This window comes from Pseudomonas moorei (genome assembly GCF_042846945.1).
In the GTDB taxonomy this organism is placed as follows: Bacteria; Pseudomonadota; Gammaproteobacteria; order Pseudomonadales; family Pseudomonadaceae; genus Aquipseudomonas; species Aquipseudomonas moorei.
In genome coordinates, this window is the sequence record NZ_AP035776.1 from 3,465,596 (window position 1) to 3,482,046 (window position 16,451).

The following is a 16,451-nucleotide window of genomic DNA, read 5'->3' on the forward strand; positions in this document are numbered from 1 at the left end:
ACCGAGGCCTGCCAAGATACCTCTGAACTCATTGCAAGGAAGGTACGGAGCCTGGATGGACTCGCGTGCCGAGCAGGTTTCCAGTAGGTGAAGATGTATGAATAGCCTCAGAGATATCAATGGCGACTCGGTGCTGCACTTCGGCCCCTTCGCGTTCCATCTGAATCAGCGCCTGGTCGTGGAAGGCGATCGGCCGTTGCGCCTGGGCGGACGGGCCCTGGATATATTGCAGGTGCTGGTCGAACACGCCGGCTCGGTGGTCAGCAAAGACGAGCTGATCGCTCAGGTCTGGCCAAGGTCGGTGGTCGAGGAAATCAACCTGCGCGTGCACATCGCCGCGCTGCGACGGGCTTTTCGTGACGGGCAGAACGGTCACTCCTACATCGTCAACATTCCCCAGCGCGGTTACAGCTTTGTCGCCCCGGTGCAACAGGTCGCGGCGGCCGTGTCCGTCGCCTTCGAAAACCTGCATAAACCCCAGCACAATCTGCCTGCGCGCCTGACACCGGTCACCGGTCGCGATGCAGTGGTCGGCAGTCTGGTACGGCAGTTGCCGGTACGACGCTTTATGACCCTGGTCGGGCCCTGCGGCATCGGCAAGACCACCGTCGCCGTGCGGGTCGCCGAATTGCTCCTGGAGCATTACCGTGACGGGGTGTGGCGGGTGGATCTGGCGTTGATCGATGACCCGGCGCAAGTGGTCGATCATCTGATGCGCACCCTGGAGCTGGAGACCGGCACCGACCTTGATGCACTGGGGCAATGGCATGCACTGCTGGTCCTCGATAACTGCGAGCACCTGCTTGAGCGCTGCCGGACACTGGTCGAAGCAATGCTGATCGCGGCACCCCGATTGTCGATTCTTGCCACCAGCCGCGAGCCGCTGCTGGCCACGGGCGAATCAATCTTGCTGTTGCCACCGCTCTTGGTTCCGAAAGCATCGGCGCTGGGCAGTGTCGACGAGGTCATGGGCTATTCGGCGGTCCAACTGTTCGTCAGCTGTGCCCGAGCCCGCCAACAAGGCTTTGCCCTGCGCGAACAGGACCTCAAGGCGGTACGCGAAATCTGTCGGCGCCTCGACGGCTTGCCCCTGGCGATAGAGCTGGCGGCGGCGCAGATTGATGCGCTGGCGTTGGTGGGGCTGCAAGCCCAGCTGGACAACTGTTTTCAACTGCTGACCCAAGGGCGGCGCACTGCGGTGCCGCGTCACCAGACATTGAAGGCTGCCCTGGACTGGAGTTATGAGCGGCTCAGCCCCGTGGAGCAACTCTTGCTGCAGCGTCTGGCGGTGTTCAAGTCGGCGTTCACCCTGGAAGCGGCGATGGGCGTGGTCAGTTGCGCAACCTTGTTGCCCGCCCACCTGCGCCACGTGATGGAAGGCCTGGCGCTCAAATCGCTGCTGTCGCGCGAACAGGTCAACGGACTGACGCGCTACCGCTTTCTCAACACCACCCGCCGCTATGCACTGGAGAAACTCGAACTCAGTGGCGCCTTGCGCACCTTCGAAAGGCGTTACGCCACTTACATCGCCCAGGTACACCCGCCATCAGGCCGACAAGTGTTCCTGCAACTCGCCGAGTAGACGCTCAACAGCGATCAGGTCCGGCGTGGCATGGCCTTCGGTAAAGCGCTGGTAGATCGGCGCCAGCAGCTCATGGGCTTGCCGGTAGCGTCCCTGGCGCTGCCAAAGCCGCGCCAGCGAAGTGGCGCTGCGCAATTCCCAGGCCAGGGCCCCCTGGTGCTTCGCGACATTGAGTGCCCTGATCAGCACGCTCTCGGCCGCGTCGTTGCTCACCGGACCATCGGCTGCCAGCAGCGCGTCGGCCCGGGCCCGCAGAATCTCCGCCGTGCTCCAGCCCGCCGCGCCGGTGTCGGCGCGTTGCAGCAAATCGTCGTCGATGAACGTGCTGTCCAGCGTGACCATGATTTCCTTGATCAACCCTGCACCCGGGCCTGACAACGCCGGCGCATCGGCACGATGGATGACCCGTGCATAGTGCTGAGCCCAGGAATGGAACAGATGCACCGAGTGTTTTTGCGCCTGTTCCAGCAACAGGTGCAGGAGCTCGCAGGCAGTGCGGCTGTCGCCGTTGTAGTGGGCGATCAGGCAACCCGACAGCGCCAGGGTGTAGCAGATGGACGTGCCGTGATTGATTTGCAGCGCAATGTCCAGCGCCTGTCGGGCGGTGCGCCAGGCCTGCTCCGGTTGGCCCTGGATCCAGAGGATGCGCGCGAGGATGGTCAGGGCGGCAACGCTCTGGTCGTATTGCACGCCAAAACCATGGGTGAAGCGGTTGAGATGGCCGCTGTGGGCCATGCGCTGGATCACTTCTTCGGCATTCACCCGTGCCCGTTGCTGATCCCCGGCAAAGTGCAGGGCCAGCACTCGCAGGCGATGGGTGCTGAGGTCCAGCAGCGCATCGCCATTCAGCCCCAGGCGGTCGAATTGCTGGCTCTGTTCCAGGGCCATTTGATAGTTGCCGCAACTGAGATTGACTGCCAGGTACCCGGATACCGCACGCAGTTGCCCGGCCACATCGTTGCACTGCCTGGCCAGGGCCCGGGCGCTGACGAAGGCCTCGATGGTTTCCGGCGTGCCGCCCTGAGCGTGATAACAGGCGCTGCCCAAGGCCAGTTTCAGGGACATCTTCAAGCGCGGGCAGGGCTCGGGCGCGGCATCGAGCAAGGCCAGCGCCCGGCGCACGTACCCGCCGTGCTCCTTGAGCAGCGACAGCTCCTGCCACAGAGGCGTCGAGGTCGCGGTCAGGCGGATTGCCAAGGCGTGCGGTCCCTGGGCCGACAATCCCCAATCGAGCGCCGAGCGAATGTCTTCCAGGCCTCGGGCATAGCGCTCGATCCACAGGCCGGTGGGGATCAGCTCCCAGTCGTTTTGCGCCTGATGCATCAAGGCCAGGCAGCGTTCGGCATGGCGTTCGCGGGTGGCGGTCAATTCGGCGGCTTGTTCGAGTTTCTCCAGGGCATAGCGGCGCGTGGTGTCGAGCAGGCGGTAGAACACCTCTTCGTCACCGACGTCCACATTCAGCAGGGATTTGGCCACCAGTTGCGTGATCGAGCCAAATACCTCGCGCGAATCCACCTGTTCGCCGACGATCACCGCCGCGGCCGACGCCAGGGTAAAGCCGCCACGGAACACCCCGAGACGGCGCAGGCAGGTCTGTTCGCAGGCACTGAGCAGGTCGAAGCTCCAGTCCAGGGTGGCACGCAGGGTCTGATGCCGGCCCAGGGGACTCTGGTTGTGCGAGGTGAGCAAGCGAAAGCTGCCTTGCAGTTGCCTGAGCAACCCGTCGAGACCGAGGCTGGCGACTTGCGCGGCCGCCAGTTCCAGCGCCAGCGGGATGCCATCAAGGCGACGGCAGATATCGATGACCACGGGCAGTTCGGCATCGGTCAGTTCGAAGCTGTCATGGCTGGCCATGGCCCGTTCGACGAACAGTTGCAGCGCCGAGAAGGTCAGGGCCTGGGTGCGGTCCAGCACGGCGATGGGAGGAGGGCAGTCCAAGGAGTCCAGGCGCTGAACGAATTCGCCTTCGGCCCGCAGGCACTCGCGGCTGGTGGCCAGGATGTGCAGTTGCGGCGCGCCACGCAGCAGGCTTTCACACAGCAGTGCCACGCTGTCGATCAGGTGTTCGCAATTGTCGATGACCAGCAGCATCTGGCGTTCGCGCAGGAAGGTGGCGAGGTTGTTCAAGGGTTCTGCATCATGCAGGGACAGCTCAAGCAGCGTTGCCAGGTGACCTGTGATCATTGACGGATCGTTGATCGGCGCCAGGTCCAGCAGGCGAATCCCGTCCCGGTAGCGACCGATCAACTGTTCGGCGACCCGCAGGGCCACGGTGGTCTTGCCGATCCCGCCGGGGCCGACCAGGGTAATGAAACGCTGGCGCGGCAGGTGTGTCATCAGACTGTCGACCAGGGCTTGCCGGCCGATCATGCGGGTGCGGCGAAGCGGCAGGTTATGGCTGCTCGAATCCACCGGCTCGCCCGGCCGGTCGGGCTCGATATGCTCCAGCGAAAACGGCGCGACAAAGCTGTAGCCGCGCTGGGCCACGGTGACGATATAGCGCTGACCGGCCTGACCGTCGCCCAGCGCCTTGCGCAGGGCGGCCATGTGCACCCGCAGGTTGATTTCTTCCACCACGCTGTCGGGCCAGATCTCAGTCATCAGGTGTTGCTTGCTGACCACATTCCCGGCGTGCTCCAGCAGGATCAACAGGATGTCCATGGCCCGCCGGCCCAGGCGCAGGGGGCGGTCGGCCTCCATCACCAGGCGTTGTCCGGGGTAGATCCTGTAGGGTCCGAATTGGACCGCCTGTTCGGGGGAAAGGGTCAACGTTCACTCCTGATTGCATCCGTCTAGTACGCGGCTTTCGAACATGTTTATCAGGTTATTTCCCGAACGCAATGCACGATTTGGGTGATTGCACGGTGCCAGTATCGACCGCTGTTTTCACCAGCCCATCGTCCGGTCCCGTGCTGATTGGGCGCGAGGCAGACAACGGTGCGGTCGAGGCTTTTGGCGCGCCAGGAAAAATTAACAACGTTTAACTCGTCCTGGGTCCGCTCTACACCCAAAACTCTCACCCTGTGAGCGTTGTCGTCGACTGCGAACCGTAGATTTTAGCTGCAAAAATCTAGCGCAGCCTGCGGTAAGGCCTACATGGATTTTGCCTGTCTGGAGGACACCGCAATGAGCAAGGTGGTCGTGGTCTATCACAGCGGCTACGGGCACACCCGGGTCATGGCCGAAGCCGTGGCTCAAGGGGTGGAGCGGCACCTGGGCAGCACCTGCCGGCTGATTGCGGTCGAAGAAGTCGACGAGTACTGGGAGCACTTGCACCAGGCCGACGCGATCATTTTCGGCGCCCCGACCTACATGGGCAGCGCCTCCGCGGCCTTCAAGGGCTTCATGGAAGCCACGGCCGCGTTCTACCTGGCGCAGCCGTGGCGCGACAAGCTGGCCGCCGGCTTCACCAATTCCGGCTGCCTGTGCGGCGACAAACTCAACACCTTGCTGCAGATGGCCGTGTTCGCCGCCCAGCATTCGATGATCTGGGTCGGCCTCGACCTGTTGCCCGCTCGCTCCGGCACGGGCGTGTTCGACGGGCAACTGAACCGGCTGGGCAGCTCGCTGGGCGCCATGGCCCAGTCGAATGTCGAACAGTCCCCCGACCTGGCGCCGCCCCCTGAAGACCGCTGCACCGCCGCCCACCTGGGTGAGCGAGTGGCGCGGTTGGCCGAGCGCATGGCACGTCCATCCCATTGATTCACCTCAACCCCCACGTAAAGGAGCACGCCTTATGAGCACGTTCACCACCCGCGACGGCACCGAGATTTACTACAAGGACTGGGGCTCCGGTCAGCCGATAGTCTTCAGCCACGGTTGGCCGCTGAATGCCGACAGCTGGGAATCGCAAATGATCTTCCTGGCGTCCAGGGGCTACCGCGTCATCGCCCACGATCGCCGAGGGCATGGCCGTTCCAGCCAGCCGTGGTTCGGCAACGACATGGACACCTACGCTGACGACCTGGCGCAACTGATCGAACACCTGGATTTGAGCGACGCCGTGCTGTTCGGCTTCTCCACCGGAGGCGGCGAAGTGGCGCGCTACATCGGTCGTCATGGCACCGGCCGGGTGGCCAAGGCCGGTCTGATCTCCTCGGTGCCGCCGCTGATGCTCAAGACGGCGGCCAACCCCGGTGGGCTGCCGATTGAAGTGTTCGACGGTATTCGTCAGGCCTCACTGGCAGACCGCTCGCAACTCTACAAGGACCTCGCCAGCGGCCCGTTCTTCGGCTTCAACAAACCGGATGCCAAGCCATCCCAAGGCATGATCGACTGGTTCTGGATGCAGGGCATGACCGCCGGCCACAAGAACGCCTACGACTGCATCAAGGCGTTTTCGGAAACCGACTTCACCGAGGATTTGAAGAAGTTCGACGTGCCGACCCTGGTGGTGCATGGCGACGCCGATCAGGTGGTGCCGATCGAAGCGGCGGGCATCGCATCGGCCGGTCTGGTGAAAGGTTCCACGCTGAAGATCTACCCCGGCGCGCCCCATGGCTTGACGGACACCCACAAGGATCAACTGAACGCCGATTTGCTGGCCTTTCTGAAGGGCTGAGTCCCGGTCAACCACTGCAGGGTTGCAACGCAATACAGCAACCCTGCAGCAACCCGGCTTGCCGGCGATGGCGATCATGAAATCGCCATCGCCGGCAAGTCGGGTTCCTACAGGGACAGGTGGTGAACGGCGCGTACCACCCGACAACGCCAGGCAAATGGATTGATGCCTTCGCTGCGGGTGAACATGTGGCAGAAGTGCGCCTGATCGCAAAAGCCGCATTCGAGGCTGATTTGCGTGAGGCTCAGGTCCGTATGCTGAATCAACAGCTTGGCCCGGGCGATGCGCTGTTGGCGAATCCATTCCTGGGGCGAATGTCCAGTGCTGCATTTGAACGCACGGGAGAAATGACTGCGCGAGAGGGCGCAGGCCCGGGCCAGTTCGCTGACTTCCAGGCTGTCGCCGAGGCGATCGAGGATCAATTGTTTCACCAGCCGTTCGCGTTGTGGGCTGAGGCCGCCACTGCTGGTGTTGCACGGTTCGCTGAGCGGGGCGCGGGCGAGGGTTTGCTGTGAGTGAGCCATGTCCAATGTCCGTGTCGGTGGGAAGGCACTGGCAAACGGTTTGTTTGCCAGTGCCTTCCCTCTGGAAGAAAAACAGCTCTGCGCAGAGGTTTTCATTCTTGGGCGCGGCCCTGTGGCTGACGAGTTAAACGTTGTTAATTCCTCCTGCGCGAAGCGGGCGGTTTTGAGTAAAGTCAGAGACAATCATTGCCTTCGCGCCTGGCTCAACACACACACAAGGGAACCGTGCCCATGAACCGCAACGATCTGCGCCGTGTAGACATGAATCTGCTGGTGATTTTCGAAGCCTTGATGTTCGAAAAAAACCTCACCCGCGTGGCGGAAAAACTGTTCATGGGGCAGCCAGCGGTGAGTGCTGCCCTGGGACGGTTGCGCGACCTGTTCGATGATCCGCTGTTGTTGCGCAATGGCCGTGGCATGGAGCCGACCGCGCGGGCGCTGGCAATTCTCAAGGAGCTGCAACCGGCGATGGACACCATCTCCGGGGCGGTCAGCCGGGCCAAGGAATTTGACCCCACGACCAGTTGCGATGTGTTTCGTATCGGCCTGTCGGACGATGCCGAGTTCGGCTTGTTCCCGCCGCTGTTGCGCCAGTTGCAGGAAGAGGCGCCCGGCATTGTCGTGGTCGTGCGTCGGGCCAATTACCTGTTGATGCCGGCGTTGCTGGCATCGGGGGAAATCTCCGTGGGCGTGAGCTACACCACGGACCTGCCGGCCAATGCCAAGCGCAAGAAACTGCGCGACATTCCCTGCAAAGTGCTGCGTGGCGACAAGCGGCCGGGGACCCTGACCCTGGATGAATATTGCGAGCGGCCCCATGCCATGGTGTCGTTTTCCGGGGACCTGAGCGGCAACATCGATCTGGACCTGGCCAAGCTCGGACGTACCCGTCGGGTAGTGTTGGGAGTGCCGCAGTTCAGTGGTTTGCGCGCGTTGCTCGCCGGCACCGAAATGATCGCCACCGTGCCGGACTATGCGGCTTGTGCATTGGTGGAAGGGTGTGGCTTGCGGGCCGAAGATCCGCCGTTTCCCATCGACGCGGCGCAACTGTCGATGGCCTGGAGCGGGGTGCATGACAATGATCCGGCGGAGCGCTGGTTGCGTTCGCGGATCAGTCAGTTCATGTCGGTGCCGTTGCCGGTTCCGGCTTGATCGTGGTTGCGTCTGATCCACTGTAGGCGCTGGCTTGTCGGGGCGCCGCATCGCAGCGATGGCGGCCTGACAGCCGACCTGTGTGCTGTTGACCGCGTACATATCCGTTGCTGCGGTAACGGCGGCTTAGGGTTTCGCCCTTACGGCGACTTACTTTTTTTTCAAACGCCAAAAAAAAGATAAGCAAAAAAAGGCTCGCCCCGGCGTCCGGCCCCTCGCTGAGGCTCGGCGTTCCTTCGCTGCGGTATCCATCCGGGGACACTGCCCTCCGGTCTGCTTCGCGACGACCTACATGCAGCGTGTTCGACTGCGTCGAACGGCGCTGCGCGCCACTCCCCGGATGAACACCTCCACTCAGCCTCCCGAAGGGGCGGGTAGATCAAAAGCTGCAGGCGAGCTAACGCTCGGCCTGATGAGTGGTGAGGAGCGGATGGGTGTACGCCGACTTGCTTTTCTGTAGGAGCGAGCCTGCTCGCGATGAACGTCCGGGCAACGCGGGCATTCAGACAGCCCGCGTCATCGTTGACGACCATCGTCGGAACGCCGCCCGGAGCTGGCTCGCTCCTACAGGGCGCTAACTGCCGGTATCGTCGTTGCCGATGCCCCAAGCCTGCCGCACTTCGATATAGCGCGAAGGCGGCCTGACAGCCGACCATTCATTTGCGCTGTACTCAATCCACCGTAGGAGCGAGCCTGCTCGCGATGAACGTCCGGGCAACGCGGGCATTTAGACAGCCCGCGTCATCGTTGACGACCATCGTCGGAACGCCGCCCGGAGCTGGCTCGCTCCTACAGGGCGCTAACTGCCGGTATCGTCGTTGCCGATGCCCCAAGCCTGCCGCACTTCGATATAGCGCGAAGGCGGCCTGACAGCCGACCATTCATTTGCGCTGTACTCAATCCACCGTAGGAGCGAGCCTGCTCGCGATGAACGTCCGGGCAACGCGGGCATTCAGACAACCCGCGTCATCGTTGACGATGGCGGCCTCACAGCCGACCAAAATTTCCACGGTTGCCCCAACCCCTGATGGCGCTGGCTCGCCATCAAAGGCGGACTCGAAATCGTTGCAAGCCTCGCAGGCCTGTCGCGATCAACCCCACTCCAACACGCGCCTATGTCGCCCTGGCCACGAGCCCCGCGCAAAAAGAGCACGTACATCCAATTTTTCCCACCCAGGCCCCGTCACTATCGCATCAAGTTCCGGCGCTTCGACGCCGGTCGTTTTTCAATTGTGCGGGGCGGCCATGATTGTTTCGCGTTGGGATGAACGGGCTCGGGACGTCGGGCTGCTTTTCTTGCGGGTCAGCGCCGGGTTGTTCCTGTTGTGGGTGCATGGTTTGCCGAAGTTGCTCGACTACGCTGTCGAGTTGCAGCGCATCGAAGACCCGTTTCACCTGGGGGCGAATCTCACGCTGATGCTGGCGATTTTTGCCGAAGTGCTGTGTCCGTTGCTGATCATCGCCGGGGTGCTGGTGCGTCTGGCCTGTCTGCCTGTTCTATTTGTGCTGCTGGTGGCGTTGCTGATCGTGCATCCGCAATGGAGCTTGGCCGAAGGCCAGTTCGGCTGGCTGCTGTTGATTCTGTTCACCAGCATCCTCATCGCCGGGCCTGGGCCGCTGGCGTTCAACCATCGATTTTCCGGAGCCTTTCGTTATGCCTGAATCCACTTTGCTCGATACACCTGTGCGCGGCTTCGAGGAGGTCGTGACGCTGATCATCAAGCACCGGGTCAAGGCCGGGTTTGAAGTGCCTTACGAAGCCTGGCTGCGCAACATTGTCCGAGTGGCCGGGCAGTGGGACGGGCACTTGGGGGTGGACGTGGTGCGTGGCAAGAACGCCGGCCTCGACACCTACACCTGCGTCTTGCGGTTCTGCTCCACCGAGGCGATGCAGCGCTGGCTGGATTCGCCGCAGCGTCAGGAACTGATCGCCGAAGCCACGCCGATGCTGGCCGACGGCGACCAGACCGAAGTCAACCCGGTGAACGAATTCTGGTTCGCCCCACCGGCCGAGGCGGGCTCGCCACCGCCGCGCTGGAAGCAGGCGGTGGTCACGCTGTTGGTGATTCTGCCGCACACCTTGCTGGTGCCGCTGCTCTGGGGGCCGCTGTTGAAGCTCAATGCCTGGCTCTCCAACTACGTGGTCGCGACCTTTCTGATCACCCTGACCATCGTGCTGTCGGTGGTGTACCTGTTCATGCCAATGGCAACGCGTTTGTTCGCGCCTTGGCTATCCTCATCCACCCAGACCAAGGAAACGCGATGAACGCCGATCTGATTCTGTTCAATGGCCAATTTCATACCGTTGACCGTGAGAAGCCGCTTGCCAGCGCGGTGGCCATCAGCGATGGCCGCTTCGTCGCCGTTGGCAGCGATGCCCAGGCCATGGCCCTGCGCGGTTCGGCCACGCAAGTGATCGACCTCAAGGGGCGCTGCGTGATTCCGGGCCTCAACGACTCGCACTTGCACCTGATCCGTGGCGGCCTGAACTACAACCTCGAACTGCGCTGGGAAGGCGTGCCATCCCTGGCCGATGCCTTGCGCATGCTCAAGGACCAGGCCGATCGTACGCCGACGCCGCAGTGGGTGCGGGTGGTGGGGGGCTGGAACGAATTCCAGTTCGCCGAAAAGCGCATGCCGACCCTCGAGGAACTGAACCAGGCCGCGCCCGACACCCCGGTATTTGTCCTGCATTTGTATGACCGCGCCTTGCTCAACCGCGCGGCGCTGCGGGTGGCCGGTTATACCCGCAACACACCGAACCCGCCAGGCGGCGAGATTGTCCGGGATGCCAATGGCGAGCCGACCGGCATGCTGGTGGCGCGACCCAACGCGATGATTCTGTACTCGACGCTGGCCAAGGGGCCGAAGCTGCCGCTGGAGTATCAGGTCAACTCCACCCGCCAGTTCATGCGTGAACTCAATCGCCTGGGCCTGACCAGTGCCATCGATGCCGGGGGTGGTTTCCAGAACTATCCGGACGATTACCAGGTCATCGAGCAGTTGGCCAAGGATGAGCAACTGACCGTGCGCATCGCCTACAACCTGTTCACCCAGAAGCCCAAGGAAGAATTGACCGACTTCAAGAACTGGACCAGCAGCGTGACCCTGCACCAGGGCGACGATTACCTGCGGCACAACGGCGCCGGGGAAATGCTGGTGTTCTCGGCGGCGGATTTCGAGGACTTCCTTGAGCCGCGCCCGGACCTGCCGCAAACCATGGAAGACGAACTGGAGCCGGTGGTGCGCCATCTGGTCGAGCAGCGCTGGCCGTTCCGCCTGCACGCCACCTACAACGAATCCATCAGCCGCATGCTCGACGTGTTCGAGAAGGTCAACCGCGACATCCCGTTCAATGGTTTGCCCTGGTTTTTCGATCACGCCGAAACCATCACCCCGCAGAACATCGAGCGGGTGAGGGCGCTGGGTGGCGGCATCGCGATTCAGGATCGCATGGCGTTCCAGGGCGAATATTTTATCGAGCGTTACGGCGCCAAAGCCGCCGAAGCCACGCCGCCGATCAAACGCATGCTGGCCGAAGGTGTGCCGGTGGGCGCCGGCACCGATGCGACGCGGGTATCGAGCTACAACCCCTGGACTTCGCTGTACTGGATGGTCAGCGGCCGCACCGTCGGCGGCATGGAACTGCATGCCGAAGGCCTGTCGCGCCAGACCGCCCTGGAACTGTTCACCCACGGCAGCGCCTGGTTCTCGTCCGAACAGGGCAAGAAGGGCCAGATCAAGGTCGGGCAATTGGCCGACGTGGCGGCATTGAGCGCGGACTTTTTCAGTGTCGATGAAGAAGCGATCAAGTGGATCGAGTCGGTGCTGACCGTGGTCGGCGGCAAGGTGGTGTACGCCGCCGGCGATTTCGAAAAACTCGGGCCGGCCAGTGTGCCGGTGCTGCCGGACTGGTCGCCGGTGGTGAAAGTGCCCGGGCACTGGCGGCCGAACTCGCCACTGCAGGCGCAGGTTCACCAGTGCAGCGGACCGTGCGCGGTGCATTCCCACAGCCACGAGCGTGCGCGACTGTCGAACGCGCCGGTCAGTGATTTCGCCGGTTTCTGGGGCGCCTTCGGCTGCTCGTGCTTTGCCTTCTGACGAATATAAAAAAGCGCCGGCCCGACGACCCGGCGCGATCTGCAATATCCATCCACCAAGGAGTTTCTTATGAGCAATGTTCCGTACAAACGTCTGAACAAAGATGACGCTGTCGTACTGCTGGTCGACCACCAGACCGGCCTGATCTCGCTGGTGCAGGATTTCTCGCCCAACGAGTTCAAGAACAACGTGCTGGCCCTGGGTGACATCGCCAAGTTCTTCAACCTGCCGACCATCCTCACCACCAGTTTCGACAGCGGCCCCAATGGCCCGATCGTGCCTGAACTGAAAGAGCAATTCCCGGATGCGCCCTTCATTGCCCGTCCTGGCCAGATCAACGCCTGGGACAACGAGGATTTTGTCAAAGCCGTGAAGGCCACCGGTCGCAAGCAATTGATCATTGCCGGTGTAGTGACGGATGTTTGCGTGGCGTTCCCGACCCTGTCGGCCATCGCCGAAGGCTATGAAGTGTTCGTCGTCACCGACTCGTCCGGTACCTTCAACACCACCGTGCAACAAGCGGCGTGGGCGCGCATGTCGGCTGCCGGTGCGCACCTGCTGAACTGGTTCGCCGTGGCCTGCGAACTGCAGGGCGACTGGCGTAACGACATGGAAGGCCTGGCGAATCTGCTGTCGAACCGCCTGCCGAACTACCGCAACCTGATCAACAGCTATACCAAGTTCACTGCCAAATAAGCTGGCTCACTGACACCGCGAAATGCTCGCTTGTTGGCGTGATGTTGTTCTGTAGGAGCGAGCCTGCTTGCGATGGTCGTCAACGATAACGCGTGTTTACTGACTAAACGCGGCGCTCTCAAGTCCATCGCGAGCAGGCTCGCTCCTACAGGAAAACATTGCCCGCAACGGCGGGCATTTTCGCCTCAGCGCTTTTGCAACCAGGCGAGAAACCCTCCTTTCTTGATCGGTACCGGTTTGCTCATCAATGCCAGCCGGCTGTTCTGCTCCCGCACGGCTTGCAGCTTGTTCAGGGCCTGGCCGACTTCGCTGCGCTGCTCCATGCAGTGGCGGGTGAGGGATTTGTCGAGGCGATAAATGATGCACGAGGTCAGGGTGGTGAACGTCGCTTGCGAGGGGGTGTCGGCGAGGATGCTTTGTTCGCCCATGACTTCACTCGGCCCCATCCGGCCGGCTTCGGTTTGACCGGCGCCGTCGGGCACCGAAGCACTGACGACGCCGGTGGCAATCACGAACAGGCTGTCGGGCACTTCGCCCAGCCCCAATACCACCTGGCCCGCAGAGTACTGTTGCGCGGTCATGGACTGCGCCAATTGATCGCGTTCGTCTTCACTCAGCGAGCGGAAAATCTTCACCTCGTCGAGCAAGGCTCGCGCCCGCGTCGAAGGCTCGATCACCCCATCGAGTTGCCGGGAAATGCCGGCCGCTTCCAGGTGACGATGGGCCAGGTCGAACAATTGATTACGCACTTCGCTTTTTTTGCCCAGCTCGGCGATGAAACCGCTGGCCACGTACTCGGACAGGGTTTCGCCAGCTTCTTTCAACACCGCTTTGGGCGCCGGGTTCAAGAGCAGGCTGCTGCTGCCCTGAAGCGTGCGGTCCAGGGCATCGAGGACTCGGCGCGGACGAATGTGGTTGGGTACCTGAATGCTGATCGACACCCCGTGCATGTTGCTCGGGCGACTGAGGTTGACGATCTTCGCCTTGGCCGCCACCGAGTTCGGCACCACGGCGGTACTGCCGGCGCTGGTGAGCAGGTGGGTGGCGCGCCAGTCGATGTCCAGCACCTTGCCCTCGACGCCGTCGATCGAGATCCAGTCGTCCACCTGATACGGCTTGGTAGTGTTGAGCACGATGCCGGAAAACACATCGCTCAAGGTGCTCTGCAACGCCAGGCCGACCACGATAGCGACGACCCCGGAAGTCGCCAGCAGCCCCTTGACCGGCAGCTCCAGCACGTAGCCTGCCGCCGCAACGATCGCGGCCAGAAACACCAGTGCGCCGATCACGTCCTGTAACAGCCGGCCGCTGTGGCCGATGCGCCGCATCAGCACCAGGCCAATGACTTCGGTGAGCACCCGCGCCGCGTACAGCCACCAGAGAATCCCCAGGGCCGTGGCCCCCAGTTGCGCCACGCGATCATCGGCGAACACCGGTGCCTGCAACGGGCTGATCCCCGCATTGATGATGAGCGTGCTGAAGGCCAGGAACAGGCCGGTGCGCCAGCCGATCCGGGTGACGCGGTGCTTGAACGGTGCGAGCTGCCAGAGCAGCGCGTCGATCACCAGCAACAGGGCGCTCCAGGACAGCAGGTGAGCCAGGAGAAAGGACATGGGCAAACTCCATTTAAAAAGGGCGGACCGAAAAAAGCCTGCCCGAAGGCAGGCTTTCTACAGGACTCAGTTCAAGTGTGTCTTGAGCTCCAGTGCTGCCTGGCGCACCGCTGCCTGGACTTCCGGAATCCGGCTCAGCGGATTCAACAGGCCGAAGTCATGGATCATGCCGTTGTAGCGCACCGCCGTGACCGGCACGCCCGCCGCGTCGAGGTGACGGGCATAGGCTTCGCCTTCATCGCGCAAGACGTCGAACTCGGCCGTCTGCACCAGGGCAGCGGGCAGGCCTTTAAGCTGTTCGGCGCTGGCCTTGAGCGGCGAGGCGTGGATCTGCGCACGCTCGGCCTTGTCGGTGGTGTAGTTGTCCCAGAACCACTGCATCATGCCCTTGGTCAGGAAGTGGCCCTCGGCAAATTGCTGGTAGGAGCCCGTGTCGAACTGCGCATTGGTCACCGGCCACATCAACAACTGGAAGCGCAGTGCCGGGGTTTTCTGCTCCTTGGCCATCAAGGCAACGACCGCGGCCATGTTGCCGCCGACGCTGTTGCCGGCCACGCCCAGGCGCTGGCCATCGACGCCGATCTCCTTGCCGTGCTCGGCCACCCAACGGGTCGCGGCGTAGGCCTGGTTGATCGCGGTCGGGTAATGCGCTTCAGGCGAGGGTGTGTAGTCGACATACACCGCAACGGCACCGGAACCCACCACCAGATCGCGAATCAGCCGCTGGTGTGTCGGGAAGTCGCCCAATACCCAACCGCCACCGTGGAAGAACATGAACACGGGCAACTCGCCTTTTATATTGGCCGGACGCACGACTTTGAGGTTGAGGGTCTGGCCATCGACCTTGATCGCCCGGTCGCTCACCTCGACACCGGACAGGTCCACTTTCACCGAGGCCTGGGCGCCGGTCAGCACCGCACGGGCGTCTTTCGGACTCAGTTGCTCCAGCGGTTTGCCACCACCGGCAGCAAGGGCTTCGAGGAAGGCCTGGGTGTTGTGTTCGACACCGGGGCTACCCGCGGCGAATGCATTGCCGATGGACAGGGCGAGGAGGGAGGCGGTCAGGGTTTTCTTGACGATGTTCATGGCAAATCCTTTTAAGTGCTTGGACGTTATGTACCTGGTTTCAGGTTGCGGATGGCCGGGTGATTCAGGCCTCGGCAACACCGTGAGCACAGATTAATAGGGTGCCGAAACGGGAAAAAGCCGTTATAAAGCGTTTAACTGTCAACCGGGATGTGACAATGAACCCCTTCGAAGATATGCGTATTTTTTGCCAGGTGATGGACTCCGGCAGCTTTACGGCCGCTGCCGATCAACTGGGGCTGTCCAAGCAATTTGTCAGTCGGCGCTTGATGCAACTTGAAGAGCGCCTCGGCGTGCGATTGCTCAATCGTTCGACCCGGCGACTGGACGTCACGCCCCTGGGGCAGAGTTATTACGAGTCGGCCCTGCGCTTGCTGGGCGAGGTCGAGCAAGTGGAGCAGGGCATCGCCGGCCAGACCACCGAACCGCGCGGCACCCTTCGCGTCAGCGCGCCGCTGTCGTTTGCGTTGGCCCATCTGGGGTGCTTGTTGCCGGTTTTTTTGCAGCGCTACCGCGAGGTCACGGTGGAAGTGGATTTGAGCGACCGGCCGGTGGACTTGCTGGGCGAAGGCTACGACCTGGCGCTGCGCATCGGCATTCTTGAAGACTCGACGCTGATCGCGCGGCGCATCGCTTCCATCCAGCGCGTGTATTGCGCCAGCCCGGCCTACCTGAGCGAGCGCGGCACGCCACTCAAACCCGAAGACCTGCACAACCATGACTGCCTGCCTTACGGCCACGGCCGCCAGGTGCAATGGCGTTTCGCAGGGCAGGGCAAGCCGCTGGCCGTCAACGTCACCGGGCGCATGCGGGTCAACAACGGCGAGTTGCTCAAGGACGCAGCGATTGCGGGAATGGGCATTACGTACCTGCCGACGTTCATTGTCGGTTCGGCATTGAAGGACGGGCGGCTGGTGCCGGTGCTGGATGAGTTTCGACCCGAGCCGCTGACGCTGTCGGCGGTCTACCCGCAACACCGCCAGTCATCGCGACCGGTGCAGGCGTTGATCGAGTTTTTGCGCGAGCGGCTGGATCAGAGTAATGGGGACAGCCCCTTCAACAGGGAGGGCGCCTGACACGCCGCGTTCGCCGACAAGCCAGCTCCCGCAGGGGATTTGGGGCATACACCAAATGTG

Annotated in this window: 13 protein-coding genes; 9 read left to right on the plus strand and 4 right to left on the minus strand. The window is 62.5% G+C overall.

Going from position 1 to position 16,451, the window contains the following annotated elements:
• The first annotated feature begins 97 nt into the window (after positions 1 to 97).
• The gene (locus tag ACGJAX_RS16285; RefSeq protein ID WP_390955375.1) at positions 98 to 1,582 is read left to right on the plus strand and encodes a winged helix-turn-helix domain-containing protein; all 1,485 of its coding nucleotides are present in this window, start codon (positions 98 to 100) and stop codon (positions 1,580 to 1,582) included.
• Here the strand turns inward: ACGJAX_RS16285 and ACGJAX_RS16290 are convergent.
• A complete protein-coding gene (locus tag ACGJAX_RS16290; RefSeq protein WP_390955376.1) occupies positions 1,547 to 4,351 on the minus strand; it encodes a winged helix-turn-helix domain-containing protein in 2,805 nt (934 codons plus the stop codon). The genes ACGJAX_RS16285 and ACGJAX_RS16290 overlap by 36 nt on opposite strands.
• Positions 4,352 to 4,708: 357 nt before the next feature.
• Between ACGJAX_RS16290 and ACGJAX_RS16295 the strand changes: the two genes are divergently transcribed.
• Both ACGJAX_RS16295 and ACGJAX_RS16300 read left to right on the plus strand, forming a co-directional pair.
• Complete coding sequence (locus tag ACGJAX_RS16295; protein ID WP_090319179.1) at positions 4,709 to 5,284, plus strand: flavodoxin family protein; 576 nt, start codon at positions 4,709 to 4,711, stop codon at positions 5,282 to 5,284.
• A 34-nt stretch (positions 5,285 to 5,318) separates the two neighbouring features.
• Positions 5,319 to 6,143, plus strand: coding sequence for an alpha/beta fold hydrolase (locus ACGJAX_RS16300; RefSeq protein WP_390955377.1), 825 nt, complete (start codon positions 5,319 to 5,321; stop codon positions 6,141 to 6,143).
• 107 nt (positions 6,144 to 6,250) lie between these two features.
• Here the strand turns inward: ACGJAX_RS16300 and ACGJAX_RS16305 are convergent, their stop codons facing one another.
• The gene (locus ACGJAX_RS16305) at positions 6,251 to 6,667 is read right to left on the minus strand and encodes a helix-turn-helix domain-containing protein (RefSeq protein WP_090319185.1); all 417 of its coding nucleotides are present in this window, start codon (positions 6,665 to 6,667) and stop codon (positions 6,251 to 6,253) included.
• A gap of 231 nt (positions 6,668 to 6,898) precedes the next feature.
• Between ACGJAX_RS16305 and ACGJAX_RS16310 the strand changes: the two genes are divergently transcribed.
• From ACGJAX_RS16310 to ycaC, 5 genes are all read left to right on the plus strand, one after another.
• Positions 6,899 to 7,819 (plus strand): LysR family transcriptional regulator, encoded by a 921-nt coding sequence (locus ACGJAX_RS16310; protein WP_390955378.1) that lies wholly within the window; start codon positions 6,899 to 6,901, stop codon positions 7,817 to 7,819.
• Between the two features lie 1,245 nt (positions 7,820 to 9,064).
• Complete coding sequence (locus tag ACGJAX_RS16315; protein ID WP_390955379.1) at positions 9,065 to 9,481, plus strand: DoxX family membrane protein; 417 nt, start codon at positions 9,065 to 9,067, stop codon at positions 9,479 to 9,481.
• On the plus strand, positions 9,474 to 10,085 hold the full coding sequence (locus tag ACGJAX_RS16320) for an antibiotic biosynthesis monooxygenase (protein ID WP_090319194.1): 612 nt from the start codon (positions 9,474 to 9,476) through the stop codon (positions 10,083 to 10,085). Before ACGJAX_RS16315 ends, ACGJAX_RS16320 begins: the two co-directional genes overlap by 8 nt.
• A complete protein-coding gene (locus tag ACGJAX_RS16325) occupies positions 10,082 to 11,920 on the plus strand; it encodes an amidohydrolase family protein (RefSeq protein ID WP_390955380.1) in 1,839 nt (612 codons plus the stop codon). The genes ACGJAX_RS16320 and ACGJAX_RS16325 overlap by 4 nt, the downstream gene beginning before the upstream one ends.
• Before the next feature lie 69 nt (positions 11,921 to 11,989).
• A complete protein-coding gene (gene ycaC, locus ACGJAX_RS16330; RefSeq protein ID WP_047530725.1) occupies positions 11,990 to 12,616 on the plus strand; it encodes an isochorismate family cysteine hydrolase YcaC in 627 nt (208 codons plus the stop codon).
• 185 nt (positions 12,617 to 12,801) lie between these two features.
• On the opposite strand, the gene ACGJAX_RS16335 is transcribed toward ycaC, so the two are convergent.
• Both ACGJAX_RS16335 and ACGJAX_RS16340 read right to left on the minus strand, forming a co-directional pair.
• Complete coding sequence (locus tag ACGJAX_RS16335; RefSeq protein WP_390955381.1) at positions 12,802 to 14,229, minus strand: mechanosensitive ion channel domain-containing protein; 1,428 nt, start codon at positions 14,227 to 14,229, stop codon at positions 12,802 to 12,804.
• A gap of 66 nt (positions 14,230 to 14,295) precedes the next feature.
• Entirely contained in the window at positions 14,296 to 15,315 is a 1,020-nt protein-coding gene (locus ACGJAX_RS16340) for an alpha/beta hydrolase fold domain-containing protein (protein WP_390955382.1), read from the minus strand.
• A gap of 158 nt (positions 15,316 to 15,473) precedes the next feature.
• Between ACGJAX_RS16340 and ACGJAX_RS16345 the strand changes: the two genes are divergently transcribed.
• Positions 15,474 to 16,391, plus strand: coding sequence for a LysR family transcriptional regulator (locus ACGJAX_RS16345; protein WP_090319205.1), 918 nt, complete (start codon positions 15,474 to 15,476; stop codon positions 16,389 to 16,391).
• Positions 16,392 to 16,451: the final 60 nt, after the last annotated feature.

Excerpts from the sequence above, each read along its gene's own strand:
- ACGJAX_RS16320 (WP_090319194.1), top strand. The coding sequence starts at position 9,474 with ATGCCTGAATCCACTTTGCTCGATACACCTGTGCGCGGCTTCGAGGAG.
- ACGJAX_RS16325 (WP_390955380.1), top strand. The coding sequence starts at position 10,082 with ATGAACGCCGATCTGATTCTGTTCAATGGCCAATTTCATACCGTTGAC.
- ACGJAX_RS16295 (WP_090319179.1), top strand. The coding sequence starts at position 4,709 with ATGAGCAAGGTGGTCGTGGTCTATCACAGCGGCTACGGGCACACCCGG.
- ACGJAX_RS16310 (WP_390955378.1), top strand. The coding sequence starts at position 6,899 with ATGAACCGCAACGATCTGCGCCGTGTAGACATGAATCTGCTGGTGATT.
- ACGJAX_RS16335 (WP_390955381.1), bottom strand. The coding sequence starts at position 14,229 with ATGTCCTTTCTCCTGGCTCACCTGCTGTCCTGGAGCGCCCTGTTGCTG.
- ACGJAX_RS16345 (WP_090319205.1), top strand. The coding sequence starts at position 15,474 with ATGAACCCCTTCGAAGATATGCGTATTTTTTGCCAGGTGATGGACTCC.
- ACGJAX_RS16300 (WP_390955377.1), top strand. The coding sequence starts at position 5,319 with ATGAGCACGTTCACCACCCGCGACGGCACCGAGATTTACTACAAGGAC.
- ycaC (WP_047530725.1), top strand. The coding sequence starts at position 11,990 with ATGAGCAATGTTCCGTACAAACGTCTGAACAAAGATGACGCTGTCGTA.
- ACGJAX_RS16315 (WP_390955379.1), top strand. The coding sequence starts at position 9,065 with ATGATTGTTTCGCGTTGGGATGAACGGGCTCGGGACGTCGGGCTGCTT.
- ACGJAX_RS16285 (WP_390955375.1), top strand. The coding sequence starts at position 98 with ATGAATAGCCTCAGAGATATCAATGGCGACTCGGTGCTGCACTTCGGC.
- ACGJAX_RS16305 (WP_090319185.1), bottom strand. The coding sequence starts at position 6,667 with ATGGCTCACTCACAGCAAACCCTCGCCCGCGCCCCGCTCAGCGAACCG.
- ACGJAX_RS16340 (WP_390955382.1), bottom strand. The coding sequence starts at position 15,315 with ATGAACATCGTCAAGAAAACCCTGACCGCCTCCCTCCTCGCCCTGTCC.